This is a genomic window from Ensifer adhaerens (assembly GCF_002940685.1).
Lineage (GTDB): Bacteria > Pseudomonadota > Alphaproteobacteria > Rhizobiales > Rhizobiaceae > Ensifer > Ensifer adhaerens_E.
Genome location: NZ_PNFP01000003.1, coordinates 468,070 through 484,310 on the forward strand (window position 1 = coordinate 468,070; position 16,241 = coordinate 484,310).

Genomic DNA, 16,241 nt, shown 5'->3' on the forward strand with positions numbered 1-16,241 from the left:
TCTTATTTGAATAACCCATTCTTATGTGGGCTGCCAATCGGAGGAGAAGCGCCTTGATCATCGACACCCATCTTCACCTCATCGACAGGGCGAAGCTCAGCTATCCGTGGCTTTCCGGGGTGCCGGCGCTCGACCACGACTTTCTGTACGCGACCTATGAGCGCGAGGCCCGCCGGCTCGGCATCGAGGCGGCTCTGCACATGGAGGTCGACGTCGCGCCCTCGGAGATCGAGAAGGAGACGGCCGAAATCGCGCGGCTCGCAAGCCAGCCGGACAGTCTGCTCAAGGGCGCCATCGCCGCCTGCCGGCCCGAAGACGATGGCTTTGCGGCCTATCTCGAGCGTCAGGAGGCACACGGCTTCGTCAAAGGGTTTCGCCGGGTGCTGCATGTCATGCCCGACGACCTCTCCGAGCAGCCGACCTTCCGCGACAACATCCGCAAGCTTGGCGGACGCCGCTTCACCTTCGACCTCTGCGTGCTGCCGCACCAGATCGAAAAGGCGATCGCGCTTGCCGATCTTGCGCCCGACCTTCAGTTCATCCTCGACCATTGCGGCGTTCCCGACATTCGCGCCGGCACTGAACATCCCTGGCGCGAACGCATGAGCGAGATCGCCCGCCGTCCGAACGTGACGGCGAAGATTTCAGGCGTCGTCGCCTATGCCGACGAGACCTGGCAGGTCGAAACGCTGCGTCCCTATGTCGAGCACACGATCGGCGTCTTCGGCTGGGACCGGATCGTCTGGGGAAGCGACTGGCCGGTCTGCACGCTCGGCGGTAACCTCTCGACCTGGGTCGGGGCGACCCATGCGCTTATCGAAGGCTGCAGCGCGGAGGAAAAACGCAAGCTGCTTTCTGGCAATGCGCGGCGCATCTGGAAGCTCGCTTAGGGTGGAGGGCCGCGGGCCGATAACCGAAAGCTCTTGGATGCGCTCTTATGGATGGCCCGGTCGGTTGGCCGCTGGCGCAATCTGCCCGAACGGCTTGGCGGGACGAGGATCGATGGCAGATCTTTCAGGCCAGGATCTCGGCGGCGAATACCTTCTGGACGATCTGCCAGCGCCCGTTGAGGTAAAAGCACGACAGCAGATCGGTCACCTCGCGGGGCGGGATCCGCAGTCGGAGCTTGAGCAGCGCCATGTCACGGGCAATGGCGATGGAGAGGATTTGATCGGCGCGCACGCTGCCGGCATCCTGCGGTGAGGTCAGGCTCCGGACCGCATCGAGCCAAGCGGCAACAGGGGTAACCACCACGCTGTTGCCATCGCCGCGCCTAGTGACCAAGGCCGCGGGGTCGAAGATGGTCGCGAACTTGTCAGCGTCCATCGCATAGGCGGCATCGAAGTAGGTTTTGGCTAAGGCGATCAATTCATCTATGTTTCCGGCCGGGTGCGTGTTCTGCTGCGTCATGGTGGTTCCCTTCAACTCCAATGTCCAGCAGACTATAAGGACGGGGCGGCAATGGTTAGTTCGCGCGCGCTAATCAGCCTTATAAGCTGAGCTAAGCAATCGAGGACGATCATGAAACCTTCCCTTCCGTCTGCCGGAGACTTCAACCAGCTCCGCGCCTTCGTAGCCGTCGCCGATTCGCTGAATTTCAGCCGGGCGGCCGAGAACCTCGGTGTGTCATCCTCGGCGCTCAGCCAGATGGTGCGGGGGCTCGAGGAGCGTGTCGGGGTCAGCTTGTTCAACCGCACCACCCGCAGCGTCTCCCTGACCGAGGCGGGGTCCAAGCTGTTCAAACGGGTACAGCCCGCCGTCGAGGAACTGGCAGAGGCGCTGGGCGAGACCCGCGAGCGCCGCGCCCATCCCGCCGGGACCGTGCGGGTGCACTGCTTCCGGGCGGCCGCGGACCTCTACCTGACGCCGATCCTCCGTGACTTCAGCGACGCCTATCCGCAGGTAGTGCTCGACGTCACGCTCGACGACGCCGTCGTGGACTTCGTGGCCGAAGGCTATGACGTCGCCATCCGCCTCGGGGAGGTGATCGACAAGGACCTCATTGCGGTGAAACTCGGCCCGGACCTACGCCAGACCGCGGTCGCCTCGCCCGACTATCTCGCCCGGCACGGCACGCCGGCGCATCCGCGCGACCTTCTCGCCCATCGCTGCATCGGCTGGCGATGGCCCGGGCAGAAGACGCGATACAAATGGGAGTTCATGGAAAACGGCAAGTGGTTCGAGGTCGCAATCGACGGCCCACTGATCTCCAACATGAAGGATTTCGGGGTGCAAGCGGCGGTCGACGGAGTCGGTATTGCATTCGCCAGCCAGCAGCTGATCGCGCCCCACATCGCTGAGGGTCGCCTTATCGCGCTGCTCGAGGCCTGGTCCGCCCCCTTTCCCGGTTACTACCTCTGCTATCCGGCCCAACGGCGGATGGCGCCGCCGCTTCGCGCCGTGATCGACACCATCCGCGGCGGCCCGCGCGAGATTAACGGCGTAGAGACAGCGGCGGCGATCGGCGCGGCTGTTCCTCGAGGTCTACGTCCAGACCAGTAACGCGGGGCGCACTGCCGCCAAGCGCGGGCAGCGCTCGCCGGCTGGTCAGGCGGGAACAAAGGTCTCCGCAAACAGGCGATTGAGGTCCTCCACGACTTTTCGCGCGGGATCCTTGCGCAGCAGCCCATCATTGATGCGATCCGAGCCCGCCTGCTGGAAGGCCATGTAGCCATCGTGCCGGGGACGAACCCAGGCTCCCTCGAGCGTCTTGCGGGTGGCGCGATAAAAGTCCGAGGTCGCGACATTGACGACTTGGTCGTCCCAGGCGGCCGCATGACCGGGCTGTCCGCCGCCTGAGGCATAGGGGCCGCGCTGGACCTCGTCGCTCGCGATGAAATAGGCGAAATCGATCGCCGCGTCACGCGCTTGCGAGAAGGCCGAGACGGCAATACCTGTTCCGCCCAGGGCGGAGCCGACGGGACCATTGTTTCCTGCGACCGGGATATCGCCGAACGTGACGAGAGCCGGCCGGAATCCGGGCATGGCATAGCTGACATAGCCGTAGATCAGCGGCGCGCACAAGGCCTTAGAAGCCGGATCGCTCATCGTCTCCAGCACGGCGATCGGGTCCATCGAGAAGCAGGCGGGATCGATCAGGTCCGTCAGTTCGCGCAGACGCTCGAAGGCGTCGATGCCCGCATCCACCTCGATCAATTGCCCCTCCCCGTCGCTGCGGCAGGCATGGCCGAGATTGGCGACGAGCGTGTAGAAGCACATCAGCGAATGTGGTGGGCGCATCGGCAGCGCCACCTTGCTCTGGCGCGCCAGATCCAGCATCTCCGACCAGCTATCGGCGCGCTCCGTCAGGTCCGGCCGCCAGGCCTGCACCTGGGTCGCCGCGTCGATCGGAAACGCCCATTGCCGTCCTTGCCAGGTGTAGCTCGGATAGGAGCGGCCGACGCTTGCCTCAAGAAGTGCCTTTCGCTCCGCCTCGCGGCCCGCGACGTCAAGCGGCGCCAGGCACTTTTCCTTGGTGATCTGGCCCACATGCGGATGGTCGATGACGATGAGATCATAGGCCCGTGCCAGTTCCTCGACCGGATAGGTCTCGAAGTCCTGCAGCGACCGCTTGTCCCATTCGACGGTGATGCCGGTGCGCTCCTGCCAGAGCCGCGAACAGGCGATCATCGGGTCGTAGCCGCGCGGGTGGCTCCAGGTCATGCCCTTCAAGGTGACGCTCACAGGCCGAACTCCTCTCGGATCGAGAGGCTATGCTCGCCGATGCGCGGTGCGGCGCGATCGACCTGGGCGCGCTTCCCGTTGACCCTCAGCGGCGATCGCGTCGTCAGGATCGAGACGTCGTCTTCACGCACGACCGTCTGCAGCATGTCGAGCACCCGGAAACCTTCGCTTTCGAGCAGTTCGTTCCAGTTGAGAACGCGGGCGCACCAGATGTCTGCCGGCTCAAGCAATGAGAGCCAATGGTCGATGGTGTTTTCGGCGATCCGCTTGGCGATCAGCGCCTTGATCTTGTCCCGTTCGGAGAACCAGGAGGCCGGATCATCGCGATAGGCGTCGAGTTCTGGCATTTCCAGGAGATCCGCAAGCTTCGGTATCGGGGTCATGGCGATGGCGAGATAGCCGTCCTTTGCCGGATAGACCCCGTAGGGCGCCGAGAGATAGGCATGGGCGCTGCGGAAGCCGGAGCGGGCCGGCAGCCGCCGGCCGTCGTTCAGGTGCGTCGTCAGCACTTCGAACTGGAAGTCGACGAGCGCCTCGAGCAGGCTGGTCTCGATCAGGCTGCCCTTGCCGGAAATGCCGCGCCGGACGAGCGCCGCAAGGATGCCTTGCGCGGCGGCTGCACCCGCAAGCATGTCGCCGATCGCCAGGCCAAAGGGCACCGGCCCCTGGCCCTCGTCGCCGTTCAGCCACATGACCCCGGAGCGCGATTGCGCGAGCAGGTCCTGTCCCGGTCGCCTTACCCAGGGGCCCTCCTCGCCGTAGCCGCTGATCGAGGCGTAAACGATCTTCGGGTTGATCGCCTTGACCGCCTCGTAGTCGAGTCCCAGGCGCTGGATGACGCCGGGGCGGAAGTTCTGGATGACGACGTCGGCTTTCGCGAGCAGCGTCTTCAGGGCGACAAGGTCGGCCTCGTTCTTGAGGTCGATCGCCAGGCTCTCCTTGGCGCGGTTGATGGCATGGAAGATCGTCGAATCGCCACCGATCTCGGTGTCGCTGAGATAGAGCCGCCGCGACAGGTCGCCGCCGTCGGGTCGCTCGATCTTGATGACGCGCGCACCGAGATCCATGAGGCGCAGCGAGCAATAGGGGCCGGAGAGGAACTGGCTCATGTCGACGACGACAAGGCCAGAGAGCGGCAGTTCATTTTCAACAGTCATTGCTATCTTACTTCTCGGTCTTGCCGACGAAATCAGCGGGATTCTTGTACTTCACGGTCTGCAGATGCTCGCAGTAGAGCACCAGTTCGCCCTCGCCCTTGAAGACCTGGTAGCTGGCTCGGATCAGCCCGAGCTCCTTGTAGCGGGGCGTTTTGTCCATGTTGGTGCGGATCGCGTAGATGGTGTCGCCAATGAAGACGGGCTTGATGAAGCGCAGCTTGTCATAGCCATAGGAAAAGGCGTTGACGCAGTTGGTGGCGACCAGTCCGAGTCCGGCCGAAAAGACGAAGGCGCCGGCGACCAGGCGCCTGCCGAAGATCCCCTCGCGCTCGGCAAACATCTGATCCTGCACATAAGGATGGATGTCGACGACCAGCGTGTTGAAGAGGTGGCTGTCGCTCTCGGCGATCGTGCGGCGCAGGGATCTGATGCGCTGCCCCACGGGCCAATCCTCGTAGAACCAGTTTTCCGCATTCCAGACGGGCAGGTCGGCATGGTCTTGCGGCATGTCGGCGGGGCGGGTCGAGGACACCCCGACAGTGGGTGTGAAGTCATCCATTGGTCAGTCCCTCATGCAAAAGTCGGCAATTGCGGTCGCCCGGCAGTTCAATGGCGGGCGCCGCTCGATCCGGTCCGGATCCTTATATGAATAGTATGTTCACATATGGATGGTGATTGCAACCCGCTGTTGGCCGATGGGTGCCTCTGGCGGCATGCGGCGCTGCAGCGACAGTCGTTCGGGAAGGCGGCAACCGCTGCCGCGCGGACAAGGCGCGACATTCGTCAATGTCGTTGACTTTTGTCAGTATAGATGGAATATGTCAGAACCAATCTGCGAAAGACCAGCCGATGCCCATCAGAGCCACCGACCAGATCATTCACAAGGCCGCCTGGCTCTACTATACGCACGGCCTGCGTCAGGACGAAGTGGCGCAGCGGCTGGAGATATCCCGCGCATCGATCGCCATGTATCTGCGCAAGGCCCGCGAGATGGGCATTGTCACGATTACCACGTCGACCGAGCTGTTTTCTCAGGACGTTCTTGCCCGCGAGCTGGAGGACGCGACCGGCCTGACGACCGCCTGGCTCGTGCCGGAGGACCGGCAGGCCATGGACCCGACGGCCGAAATGCCTGTCGTTGCCGCTTCGGTCTTTCTCGAACTGATCAACAAGGGTGACCGGATCGGTGTTGCCTGGGGCCGCACGGTCTATCACATCGCCGACGTCATGCCCTTTGCCGATCTGCGCGGCGTCACCGTCGTGCAGCTTTGCGGCAATCTCGGCGCGCCCTATTCCTATCGTCCCGACCAATGTACGACCGAAATCGCCCGCCGCCTCAATGCCGAGGGCATCAATTTCTATGCGCCCCTCGTCCTTTCGTCCGAGCGCCTTGCCGAGGAACTGCGCGGCGAGCCCGTGATCAAGGAGCAGCTTGCGACCATTTCCGACTGCGGCCTCGCCCTCTATTCGGTGGGCGGCATCGAGGATGACAGCCACCTCGTCAAGTGCGGCGCGCTGTCGGCAAAGGACATGCATGAAATGGGCGAAGAGGGCGCGGCGGGCGTCATCGCCGGGCAACTCATCGACCGCGACGGCCAATGGATGGACTGCGCGCACAATCGCCGCTGCATCTCGGCCGATCTCGATTCCATTCGCACGATCAAGAAGCGCATGCTGGTCGTCCAGGAGGACAGCAAGTTCGAACCGCTGATGGCGGCCTTGAAGGGCGGCTTCGCCTCGCATCTCGTCATCACGGAATCGATGGCGCGCAAGGTTCTTGTTCGCTGGAACCGCGAAGGGCTCGGCAGGAGCGGCTCAGGCGCTCCCTGAGCCTCGAATTTGGGTCCGCCGATACCGGCCGGGCCGGTTTATCGGGAGGCTACTTATGGAAAATCTCTGGCGTGACGACGAGGCGGAGACGGTCGTTGCGGGCTATCTGGCAAAGGGCATCGGCCGCGATCTGGCGCTGCGGACCTATACGACGCGGCTGCTCGGCGGCGAGCCGCGGCTCGTGCTGCACGGCGGCGGCAATACCTCGGTGAAGACGGAAATAACCGACCTCGTCGGCGATACCCATGCCGTGCTCTGCGTCAAGGGCAGTGGCTGGGACATGGGCACGATCGAGCCTGCAGGCCTGCCGGCCGTCAAGATCGCCCCTCTGCTCAAGAGCCGCAAACTCGAAAGGCTGTCGGACGAGGACATGGTGACGCTATTGCGCGCCAACCTCATCGACCCGGCCTCGCCGAATCCCTCGGTGGAGGCGCTGCTGCACGCCTTCTTGCCGCACAAGTTCGTCGACCACACCCATTCGACCGCCATTCTCGCCATTGCCGACCAGGCAAAGAGCCGGGAAATGTGCACCGAGCTTTTCGGCAAGAAGATGGGTTTCGTGCCCTATATCATGCCGGGCTTCGCGCTCGCCAAGGCGGCGGCCGAAGTCTTCGACCAGGACCCGACGGTCGAGGGGCTCATCCTCGACAAGCATGGCATCTTCACCTTCGGCGAGAGTGCGAAGGAAGCCTACGACCGCATGATCCACTACGTCACGCTTGCCGAAGAGCATGTGAAGGCGAAGGGGCGGCATCCGTTTACGCCCGCCACCCTGCCAGCAGCGCTCGCCAGCCCTGCCGATATCGCGCCGATGCTGCGCGGCGCCGTTGCCGTCGACAGGGGTGAAGGCCGCTATGAGCGGATGGTCAGCGTCTTCCGTTCCTCGCCTGAGATCCTCGATTTCGTCAACGCCGCCCAGGTTCAGGAGATGGCGGCCAGGGGCGTTTCGACGCCCGACCTTTCCATCCGCATCAAGACCGGTCCGATGGTGCTTCCGGCGCCGGCCAGGGACGATCTCCCTGGTTATCGGGCCGTGATCGACGAGCGCGTTGTCGCCTTTGCCGCCGACTATACCGAGTATTTCCGCAGCAATGATGCCCGCGACGATGTCAAGCGCATCATGCTCGATCCCATGCCGCGCCTGACGCTGGTGCCGGGGCTCGGCATGTTCGGCCATGGCCGGACCTACAAGGATGCGACGATCGCCGTCGATGTCGGCGAGATGTGGATCGAGGCGGCGCGCGACGCAGAATCCGTCGGTCGCTTCGAGCCGGTCAGCCGGCCGGATCTCTTCGATCTCGAATACTGGTCGCTGGAGCAGGCGAAGCTCGCCGGCGCCAAGCCCAAGCCGTTTACCGGTCAGGTCGCGCTCGTCACCGGCGGTGCCGGCGCCATCGGCGCTGCCATCGTCAAGGCCTTCGTCGCCGAGGGCGCACACGCCGTCGTGCTCGACCTCGACGGCGAAAAGGCCGCGACGGTCGCGAAAGCCGCCGGCAACAGTTCGATCGGCATCGCCTGCGACATCACAGATCCCGCATCCGTGCGCGCCGCCTTCGACCAGGCGGTCGCGACCTTCGGCGGCGTCGATATCGTCGTCTCCAATGCCGGTGCCGCCTGGGAAAGCCCGATCGCGACGATGGACGATGCGCTGCTGCGCAAGAGCTTCGAGCTCAACTTCTTTGCCCATCAGACCGTTGCCCAGAATGCCGTGCGCATCATGAAGGCACAGAAGACCGGCGGCGTGCTGCTCTTCAATGCCTCCAAGCAGGCGGTCAACCCGGGTGCGAAGTTCGGCGCCTACGGCCTGCCGAAGGCAGCGACGCTGTTCCTGTCGCGGCAATATGCGCTTGAACATGGCGTCGACCACATCCGCGTCAATGCCGTCAACGCCGACCGCATCCGTTCCGGCCTGCTCAACGACGAGATGATCGCCAACCGTGCGGCGGCGCGCGGTCTTTCGGTCAAGGACTATATGGGCGGGAACCTGCTCGGCCTTGAAGTAACGGCCGAGGATGTGGCCCGCGCCTTCGTGCACCACGCGCTTGCGGAACGGACCACGGCGGATGTCACGACCGTCGACGGCGGCAACATCGCGGCCGCCATGCGCTGACGGTCTTCCGCCCGAGGGTCAAAGCGTGCCATCATGCATCCTCCCGCTAGAGTTGTTCGGATGGAGATGACATGGCTGATCCTTGGCCCTCGGATGCCGCGTTTCAAATGGGTGACTATGCCGCGAAGAAAGGCCGCGCCTCGTGGCGCGGCAAGATCGTCGGCTGGTACCGGACAGACCTGACCAGCCTCGGCTATGCGATCGAGAGCCACTTCGAGCCCGGCTCGGTGCAGATCTACCCCGAGACGGCAATCGAAACCTGGGTGCCGCCAACGGCGGAGAGCGAACAAGAGTAGTCAGGACAAAAAAGGGGGCGGTCGATCAACCGCCCCCTTTCGTTTCGTCTTGGGAGATTAGGGCTTCGGCATCCATGCCGGCATGGCGACATCCGCATGGGCGAACTGCGGCAGCTTCACGCCGAGCTCTTCCATGTTCTTGATGTCCTGATCGTTCAGGTCCTTCTGGGTGATCAGCGTCGGCGGCACGACGACCTGGCGGCCCGGGTCTTCGCCGGCGAGCAGCATGGCGAGCGAGCGGACCGAGACCTGGCCGACGACGGCCGGGTTGGTGGCAGCCGTCGCCGTCCAGGCCGAACCCGCTTCGCGCATGGCGGCGATGTCCGATGTCGAAATGTCCGCCGAGTAGATCTTGACGCTCGACGACAGGCCAGCCTCGTCGACAGCAATCTTCACGCCCTTGGCGAACTCGTCGTAGGGCGCGAACATCACGGTGATGTCGGGCTTGGCCGAAATCACCGCGCGGGCCTGGTTGGCGACCGAGTTGGCGATCGGGTTGTCCATCGTGCCGAATTGGGCGGCTTCCTCGATGCCGGAATACTTCGCCTTGAATTCCTTCCAGGTCTCGTCGCGGCGGTCGAGCGGCGCGATGCCGGCGACATAGACGTAGCCGGCCTTGAAGCTTTCGCCATTGTCCTTGACGGCCTGCTCGAGGGCAAGGCGGGCGAGGTCGCGGTCGGACTGCTCGATCTGCGGGATCTTCTCGTTCTCGACATTGACGTCGAAGGCAACGACCTTGATGCCGGCGTCAACGGCGCGCTGGGCCGCTTCCTTCATCGATTCCGTCAGGCCGTGCTGGATGATGATGCCCTGCACGCCGAGTGCTATCGCCTGGTCGACCATGTCCGCCTGGAGCGCTGCATCCTGGCGGCTGTCGAAGACCTGCAGCTGTACGCCAAGCGCCTTCGACTGCGCCTCGACGCCGGCGAGATACGACTGGAAGAAGTCGCCGGTCGAAAGATAGCGCACGAGCGCGATCTTCACGTCGCCGGCCTTGTCGAACGGCTTCGGCATGTCGGCGGCAAAGGAGGGCACGCCGAAGGCGGCCGCCCCCATCAACCCGAGCGTCAAGCGGCCCAGGCTTCTGCGAGTCATGTTCATGTCAGTCTCCTCCACTGGTGAACTTTTGTTTTCCGCTGAAGAACAGCTTCAGCGTTTGCCTCTTTTCGAGAGCGCAAAGGTGAAGATCAGGGCAGCGACGAGCACGGCGCCCTTGATGAAATCCTGGGTGTAATAGGGGGCGTTCATCATCGTCAGCCCCTGCAGCAGGATGCCGACGAAGAGCGCGCCGATCGCCGTGCCGAAGGCGTTCGGCTTGGCGGCGCCAAGCACGGCAAAACCGATCAGCGCGGCGGCAACCGCATCGAGCAGCAGGTTGTTGCCCGATGCAATGTCGCCGCGGCCGAGGCGGGCGGCAAGCAGGATGCCGCCGATCGAGGCGAAGACGCCGGAGATGATATAGGCGGAGATCTTGTAGGCATTGACCGGCGCGCCGGCGAGACCGGCCGCACGCTCGTTGGAGCCGACGGCATACATCATGCGGCCGAAGCGGGTGTATTCGAGGAAGAACCAGATCACGATCGCAAGCACGATCAGCACGACCACCGACACCGGAACGAGATTGGGCAGGATGAAATCGAAACGGTGGCGGCCGAGCGCCAGGAAGGCCGGGCTGAAGGTGCCCGCAGCGACCGAACCGTCGGGAAGCGTCATGCCTGTCGCGATCGACCTGCCTTCGGTCGGAATGCGCTGGAGACCGAGCAGCAGGAACATCATGCCGAGTGTTGCGAGCAGGTCGGGGACGCGCATGTAGACGATGATGACGCCGTTGATGAAGCCGACCAGCACCCCGATGGCAAGGCAGACGAGCGTCGCCGTCAGCGCGTCGCCGCCCATTACCACCATCACATAGGACGAGGCCATCATCGCCGTCGTTGCGACGGAGCCGATCGAGAGATCGAACCCACCGACGACGAGCGTCGCCGTCACGCCGAGCGCCAGGATGCCGGTGATCGATACGGACTGCAGAATGAAGACGGCGCTTTGCGGCGAGGCGAATCCGCCGGTGACGAGCGAGAAATAGAGGACCATCCCGGCAAGAAGCACCAGGAAGCCGTATTTGATCGCTGCCTCGCGGATCCCCGACCCGCTCGAAGGGACGGCGACCGATGCTGCGGAATTGCTCTGTTCAGTGCTCATGACGCATGGACCTGCTGATAGAATTGACCGGCGATTTCCGACAGAAGCCGCTCGACGTCGATGTCGGCATTGCGATGCTCGCCGACGATGGTGTGCTCCGACATCACGAGGATGCGGTCGGCGACTTCGAAGGCTTCGTCGATTTCGGTCAGAAAGAGGATCGTGGCACGCCCGGCCGCCGATGCGCGCAGTTTCTCGCCGATATCGCGCCGTGCGGCGATGTCGACGCCCTGGAAGGGTTCGTCGAGGATGAGCAGGCGCGAAGGCTCGGAAAGCCAGCGCCCGACCATGACCTTCTGCTGGTTTCCGCCCGATAGCGTCTGCAGCTCGTCCCGCTCGCTGCGGCAGACGACGCCAAGCGCGGCAATCTGCTGGCGTGCCTTGTTCTTTTCCGCCCGCCGGCTCGATATGCCGAAGCGCGAGAGCCGGCGCAGGAATGGCAGGCTGATGTTTTCGTAGATGTTGAAGTCAGGGACGATACCGCTTTCGGCACGATCCTTGGCGACGAGGAAGACACCGCGGGCAATGGCCCGGCCGGTGCTTGCCGGCGCATAGCGCCCGCCGTCGAGCGTCATTTCACCGGCAAAGGGTGCGCGCGCGCCAAACAGGGTTTCGGCGAGCGCGGTCTTGCCGACGCCCACGAGCCCGGTGACGGCGACGATTTCACCGTCACGAAGGGTAAAATCGAACGGACGCGCCTGGTCCGACAGCTTGAGGCCGCGAACTGCAAAGACCGGAGCGCCGCCGTCGCGAAGGTCAACGGCGCCGGCCGAGACCTTGCGGCCGAGCATGGCGTTGACCGCGCCCTCATAGTCCAGCTCCGGCCCTTCGAACCGGCCACTGATGCGGCCATCACGCAGCGCCACGATACTGTCTGCAAGGCGGCGGATATCCGACATGCGGTGCGAGATATAGAGAATGGCGACGCCGCGCGCCTTCAGCCGGTCGACGAGATCGAAAAGCCGGTCAGCCTCCGCGCTCGACAGCGACGAGGTCGGCTCGTCGAGGATCAGCACCTTCGGCTCGTGCGCCATGGCACGGGCGATCGCCACCATCTGGCGGTCGGCAAGCGTCAGGTCGTTGATGTTGGCGCCAAGGTCGATCGCAAGGCCCATGCGGGAGGCGACGGCTGCCGCCTCGCGCCGGACCCGGCGCGGGTTGAAGAACAGCCGCGCGCCGCGTCCGTTCAGCCGGTCGAGGGTGAGATTGGTCGCCACATCGAGATCGGCGACGACCCCGTCATTGATGTTCTGGTGCACGGTGACAACGCCCGCGCGGATCGCTTCGGCCGGTGTCGTCGGCTCGAAGGGCATACCGGCGAGCGTGATCGTGCCGGCATCGCGGGTGTAGACGCCGCTCAGGATGCGCACGAGCGTGGATTTGCCGGCGCCGTTGGCGCCCATCAGGACTGTAACCGCCCCTGCCTTGAGATCGAGGTCCACCCCTCTGAGCACCGGTACCGGCCCAAAGGATTTGCGCACGCCCTCAATGCGAAACACTGCCTGTTCGCTCATTCTCTCCTCCCGATGAAGGCAGGTTAGGATAGGCTTCCGTCAAATGTCAAGGCCATTGACATTTGCTATCATGCCGCCTTAGTTGTGACCACACACGGCATGGCTGCGAGCGGTGGAGGCCCGCGCCATGCGTTGGAGGAGAACGATATGGACAAGCAGGTCTTCAAGGCGCTGAGCGCCGCGACGTTGCCGGAAAAACTCGGTGGCAACGCCGTTCTGAGAGAAAAGATCGGGGCGGACTCGTCGCGCTGGAGCGTCAAGGAAGTTGGCGACGGCAACCTCAACCTGGTCTTCATCGTGACGGGCGACACGGGTGCTGCCATCGTCAAGCAGGCGCTGCCCTATGTGCGCCTTGTCGGCGAAAGCTGGCCGCTGCCGCTGAAGCGCTCCTACTTCGAATATCACGCGCTGAAGCGCCAGGCTGCGCGCGACCCCGGGCTTGTGCCGGAGATCTATTTCTTCGACGAATCCCAGGCGCTCATCGTCATGGAATTCCTGACGCCTCACGTCATTTTGAGGCGCGCGCTGATCGACGGGCGGCAACTGCCGAAGATCGGCCGTGATCTCGGTCTCTTCGTTGCACGCACGCTCTTTCGCGGCTCTGATCTCTCGATGGCCACGCGCGAGAAGAAGGCGGACCTTGCGCTTTTCGCCGACAATATCGAGCTCTGCGATATCACCGAGAACCTGGTGTTTTCCGACCCCTATTTCGAGGCCGAACTCAATCGCCACACCACGCCGCAACTCGATCCCGTTGTCGCCGAGCTCCGCGCCGACCGCGACCTCAAGGTCGAGGCGCAGCGGCTGAAACATCTGTTCTCGGCAAAAGCCGAAACGCTCTGCCACGGCGACCTGCATACAGGGTCAGTGATGGTGACCGACGACGAAACCCGCGTCATCGACCCGGAGTTTGCCTTTTACGGACCGATCAGCTTCGACGTCGGCATGCTGCTCGCCAACTTCTGGATGAGCTACTTCTCGCAGAGTGGCCACGAAAGCGCGCCCAGTGCCCGCGACGGCATGCGCGCCTATCTGCTCGATACGATCGAAGTCATCTGGGAGACCTTCCGCGCCGAATTCGCCCATCTCTGGCGGACGGAGCGCAACGGCATTCTCTACCAGGCAAGCCTCTTTGAGGCGCGCAACGACCCGTTCGGCGCCGAACAGGCGCTCGACATCGTCATCGACGAGATCTGGCGCGAGATGCTGGGCTTTGCCGGCGTCGAGATGCATCGCCGCATCCTGGGCCTCGCCCACAATGCCGATTTCGAAACCATCGCCGATCCCGACCGCCGTGCCGCCTGCGAAGAAAAGGCGCTGAAGCTTGGGCGTCATCTCGCCGTCAACCGGCACCATATCCATAGCCTCAAGGACATCCGCGCACTTGCGGAGCGCCTTCAGAAGGAGACATCAGCGTGAAAGTCGGAGAACGCCACTACCATACGATCTGGCTCAACGAGGACGGCCGCTCCGTCGATATCATCGACCAACGCTGGCTGCCGCACGAGTTTCGCGTCGTAACCTTGAAGACGGTCGCGGACGTGGCCGTTGCCATCCGCGACATGTGGGTGCGTGGCGCGCCGCTGATCGGCGTCACGGCCGCCTACGGTGTCGCGATCGCGATGGCGAAGGACCCGTCGGACGCGCATCTCGACGCCGTATGGGAAGAACTCAACGAAACCCGCCCGACCGCCATCAACCTGCGCTGGGCGCTGAATGCAATGCGCGACCACCTGCGCCCCTTGCCGCAAGGCGAGCGTGCCAAGGCAGCCTATGATCGCGCCGCGGAGATCGCCGCGGAAGATGTCGAACTCAATCGCGCCATCGGCGCAAACGGCCTGAAGGTCATCCGCGAGATTGCCGCGAAGAAGGGCCCGGGCGAACCCGTGCGCATCCTTACCCATTGCAATGCCGGCTGGCTTGCGACCGTCGACTATGGCACTGCGACCGCGCCCATCTACATGGCGGTCGAGGAAGGCATTCCGGTTCACGTCTATGTCGACGAGACGCGCCCGCGCAATCAGGGCGCCTATCTCACCGCCTGGGAGATGAACGGCCACGGCGTGCCGCACACGCTGATCGTCGACAATGCCGGCGGACACCTGATGCAGCATGGCGATGTCGACATGGTCATCGTCGGCACGGACCGCACGACGGCCAACGGCGATGTCTGCAACAAGATCGGCACCTATCTGAAGGCGCTGGCCGCGCGCGACAACGGTGTGCCCTTCTACGTCGCCCTCCCCTCGCCGACGATCGACTGGACGGTTCGCGACGGGGTCAAGGAAATCCCGATCGAGGAGCGCACCGCCGACGAGGTGAGCTTCGTCCAGGGGCGCGCGAGCGACGGCACGATTGCCAGTGTGCGCATCTCGCCGGAAGGCAGCCCCGCCGCCAATCCGGCCTTCGACGTCACGCCCGCGCGCCTCATCACCGGCCTGATCACCGAGCGCGGCATCGCAACGCCGTCGCCCGAAGGCCTCAAGGCGCTTTTCCCAGAACGGAGCTGAGACGATGACACTCACGAACCGGGTTTCAACCGAAGAGATCGCGCTCGGCATCCGCCGGCGCGTGTTCTTCCACACGATGAAGAACAATGGCGGCTATCTGAGCCAGGCCTGCTCGGCAGCCGAAAGCCTTGCGCTGCTCTATAACGAACTGCTGACGCTGGGCGAGCCGACCCTTCCGAAGGTGCCGCTGCCGTTCCGCGGCGTTCCTTCGGCGCACAATCCCGACGCTTTCACCGGCGCCGGCTACCACGGACCGGTCGGGCCGGCATTCGACCGCTTCTTCATCTCGCCCGCCCACTATGCGCTCGTCATCTATTCGGCGTTGATCGAGATGGGGCGCATGGACGAACACGCGCTCGATCATTTCAACAAGGACGGCGGCTCGGTCGAGATGATCGGGGCCGAACACAGTCCCGGCATGGAAGTGACGACCGGATCGCTGGCGCAGGGGCTTTCCATGGCCTCGGGCGTTGCCTGGGCACGGCTGCAGAAGAACGAGCCGGGCAAGATCTGGGTCTACATGTCGGATGGGGAGTTCCAGGAAGGACAGACCTGGGAGTGCCTTGCAGCGATGAGCTATCACGGCATCGAAAACATCCGCGTCGTCGTCGACGTGAACCGCCAGCAATGCGACGGCGCCATGTCGTCGGTGCTCGATCTCGGCGATCTCGCAGCCCGCGTCAGCGCCTTCGGCGTCACCTGCCGGTCGGTGGATGGCCACGATCTGGACGCGTTGAGAAACGCGGCCGGCAGCGCCGAACCCGGCAAGCCGCTGGTGATCCTCGCCAACACCTCGCCCTACCAGGGCATGGAGTTCCTGAAGAAACGTTTCCCGCGACTTCACTACGTTCGCTTCAAGAGCGCGGACGAGCGGCTGGAAATGCAGGCGGCACTTGCAGCCGAGCTCGGCGTCGACGTCGACGCAATGAAAGGGGCCTGAA

General features: G+C 64.0%; 15 protein-coding genes and 1 pseudogene. 9 read left to right on the forward strand and 7 right to left on the reverse strand.

Features of this window, described 5'->3' with window-relative positions:
* Window positions 1–53 precede the first annotated feature (53 nt).
* Both C1A35_RS08190 and C1A35_RS08195 read left to right on the forward strand, forming a co-directional pair.
* The gene (locus tag C1A35_RS08190) at window positions 54–890 is read left to right on the forward strand and encodes an amidohydrolase family protein (RefSeq protein ID WP_104663840.1); all 837 of its coding nucleotides are present in this window, start codon (window positions 54–56) and stop codon (window positions 888–890) included.
* 6 nt (window positions 891–896) lie between these two features.
* Window positions 897–989: pseudogene (locus tag C1A35_RS08195) on the forward strand (IS5/IS1182 family transposase); the annotation flags it as partial.
* Window positions 990–1,014: 25 nt separating this feature from the next.
* Here C1A35_RS08195 and C1A35_RS08200 read toward each other — a convergent pair.
* Complete coding sequence (locus C1A35_RS08200; protein WP_104663841.1) at window positions 1,015–1,410, reverse strand: nuclear transport factor 2 family protein; 396 nt, start codon at window positions 1,408–1,410, stop codon at window positions 1,015–1,017.
* A gap of 111 nt (window positions 1,411–1,521) precedes the next feature.
* Here C1A35_RS08200 and C1A35_RS08205 point away from each other — a divergent pair, with 111 nt between their 5' ends.
* Window positions 1,522–2,502 carry a LysR family transcriptional regulator gene (locus C1A35_RS08205; RefSeq protein WP_104663842.1) on the forward strand — a complete coding sequence of 327 codons (981 nt, stop codon included), beginning with the start codon at window positions 1,522–1,524 and terminating at the stop codon, window positions 2,500–2,502.
* A gap of 45 nt (window positions 2,503–2,547) precedes the next feature.
* Here the strand turns inward: C1A35_RS08205 and C1A35_RS08210 are convergent, their stop codons facing one another.
* From C1A35_RS08210 to C1A35_RS08220, 3 genes are read right to left on the reverse strand one after another with little or no spacing between them, the layout of a single operon-like run.
* Entirely contained in the window at window positions 2,548–3,684 is a 1,137-nt protein-coding gene (locus tag C1A35_RS08210; RefSeq protein WP_104663843.1) for an ABC transporter substrate-binding protein, read from the reverse strand.
* Window positions 3,681–4,841, reverse strand: a complete 1,161-nt coding sequence (locus tag C1A35_RS08215; RefSeq protein WP_104663844.1) for a CaiB/BaiF CoA transferase family protein — start codon at window positions 4,839–4,841, stop codon at window positions 3,681–3,683. The genes C1A35_RS08210 and C1A35_RS08215 overlap by 4 nt, the downstream gene beginning before the upstream one ends.
* Window positions 4,842–4,848: 7 nt before the next feature.
* Window positions 4,849–5,400, reverse strand: coding sequence for a MaoC family dehydratase (locus C1A35_RS08220; RefSeq protein WP_104663845.1), 552 nt, complete (start codon window positions 5,398–5,400; stop codon window positions 4,849–4,851).
* Between the two features lie 290 nt (window positions 5,401–5,690).
* On the opposite strand from C1A35_RS08220, the gene C1A35_RS08225 reads away from it, so the two are divergent.
* From C1A35_RS08225 to C1A35_RS08235, 3 genes are all read left to right on the forward strand, one after another.
* Complete coding sequence (locus C1A35_RS08225; protein WP_104663846.1) at window positions 5,691–6,671, forward strand: sugar-binding transcriptional regulator; 981 nt, start codon at window positions 5,691–5,693, stop codon at window positions 6,669–6,671.
* Between the two features lie 55 nt (window positions 6,672–6,726).
* Complete coding sequence (locus C1A35_RS08230) at window positions 6,727–8,781, forward strand: bifunctional aldolase/short-chain dehydrogenase (protein ID WP_104663847.1); 2,055 nt, start codon at window positions 6,727–6,729, stop codon at window positions 8,779–8,781.
* Window positions 8,782–8,852: 71 nt separating this feature from the next.
* Window positions 8,853–9,077, forward strand: a complete 225-nt coding sequence (locus tag C1A35_RS08235; protein ID WP_104663848.1) for a DfrB family trimethoprim-resistant dihydrofolate reductase — start codon at window positions 8,853–8,855, stop codon at window positions 9,075–9,077.
* A gap of 57 nt (window positions 9,078–9,134) precedes the next feature.
* Here C1A35_RS08235 and C1A35_RS08240 read toward each other — a convergent pair whose 3' ends face one another.
* The 3 genes from C1A35_RS08240 to C1A35_RS08250 are packed head-to-tail and all read right to left on the reverse strand — an operon-like array spanning window position 9,135 to window position 12,790.
* On the reverse strand, window positions 9,135–10,178 hold the full coding sequence (locus tag C1A35_RS08240) for a substrate-binding domain-containing protein (protein WP_043619406.1): 1,044 nt from the start codon (window positions 10,176–10,178) through the stop codon (window positions 9,135–9,137).
* Between the two features lie 48 nt (window positions 10,179–10,226).
* Entirely contained in the window at window positions 10,227–11,276 is a 1,050-nt protein-coding gene (locus tag C1A35_RS08245) for an ABC transporter permease (RefSeq protein ID WP_104663849.1), read from the reverse strand.
* The gene (locus C1A35_RS08250; protein WP_104663850.1) at window positions 11,273–12,790 is read right to left on the reverse strand and encodes a sugar ABC transporter ATP-binding protein; all 1,518 of its coding nucleotides are present in this window, start codon (window positions 12,788–12,790) and stop codon (window positions 11,273–11,275) included. The genes C1A35_RS08245 and C1A35_RS08250 overlap by 4 nt, the downstream gene beginning before the upstream one ends.
* A 147-nt stretch (window positions 12,791–12,937) precedes the next feature.
* On the opposite strand from C1A35_RS08250, the gene mtnK reads away from it, so the two are divergent.
* From mtnK to C1A35_RS08265, 3 genes are read left to right on the forward strand one after another with little or no spacing between them, the layout of a single operon-like run.
* The gene (gene mtnK, locus C1A35_RS08255) at window positions 12,938–14,209 is read left to right on the forward strand and encodes an S-methyl-5-thioribose kinase (protein ID WP_104663851.1); all 1,272 of its coding nucleotides are present in this window, start codon (window positions 12,938–12,940) and stop codon (window positions 14,207–14,209) included.
* Complete coding sequence (gene mtnA, locus C1A35_RS08260) at window positions 14,206–15,300, forward strand: S-methyl-5-thioribose-1-phosphate isomerase (protein WP_104663852.1); 1,095 nt, start codon at window positions 14,206–14,208, stop codon at window positions 15,298–15,300. Before mtnK ends, mtnA begins: the two co-directional genes overlap by 4 nt.
* A gap of 4 nt (window positions 15,301–15,304) precedes the next feature.
* Window positions 15,305–16,240, forward strand: coding sequence for a transketolase (locus tag C1A35_RS08265; RefSeq protein WP_104663853.1), 936 nt, complete (start codon window positions 15,305–15,307; stop codon window positions 16,238–16,240).
* Window position 16,241: the final 1 nt, after the last annotated feature.

Bases quoted from the DNA above. Each gene is read 5' to 3' on its own strand.
- C1A35_RS08200 (WP_104663841.1), bottom strand. From the start codon at position 1,410: ATGACGCAGCAGAACACGCACCCGGCCGGAAACATAGATGAATTGATC.
- C1A35_RS08205 (WP_104663842.1), top strand. From the start codon at position 1,522: ATGAAACCTTCCCTTCCGTCTGCCGGAGACTTCAACCAGCTCCGCGCC.
- C1A35_RS08215 (WP_104663844.1), bottom strand. From the start codon at position 4,841: ATGACTGTTGAAAATGAACTGCCGCTCTCTGGCCTTGTCGTCGTCGAC.
- C1A35_RS08220 (WP_104663845.1), bottom strand. From the start codon at position 5,400: ATGGATGACTTCACACCCACTGTCGGGGTGTCCTCGACCCGCCCCGCC.
- C1A35_RS08225 (WP_104663846.1), top strand. From the start codon at position 5,691: ATGCCCATCAGAGCCACCGACCAGATCATTCACAAGGCCGCCTGGCTC.
- C1A35_RS08230 (WP_104663847.1), top strand. From the start codon at position 6,727: ATGGAAAATCTCTGGCGTGACGACGAGGCGGAGACGGTCGTTGCGGGC.
- C1A35_RS08235 (WP_104663848.1), top strand. From the start codon at position 8,853: ATGGCTGATCCTTGGCCCTCGGATGCCGCGTTTCAAATGGGTGACTAT.
- C1A35_RS08240 (WP_043619406.1), bottom strand. From the start codon at position 10,178: ATGAACATGACTCGCAGAAGCCTGGGCCGCTTGACGCTCGGGTTGATG.
- C1A35_RS08245 (WP_104663849.1), bottom strand. From the start codon at position 11,276: ATGAGCACTGAACAGAGCAATTCCGCAGCATCGGTCGCCGTCCCTTCG.
- C1A35_RS08250 (WP_104663850.1), bottom strand. From the start codon at position 12,790: ATGAGCGAACAGGCAGTGTTTCGCATTGAGGGCGTGCGCAAATCCTTT.
- mtnK (WP_104663851.1), top strand. From the start codon at position 12,938: ATGGACAAGCAGGTCTTCAAGGCGCTGAGCGCCGCGACGTTGCCGGAA.
- C1A35_RS08265 (WP_104663853.1), top strand. From the start codon at position 15,305: ATGACACTCACGAACCGGGTTTCAACCGAAGAGATCGCGCTCGGCATC.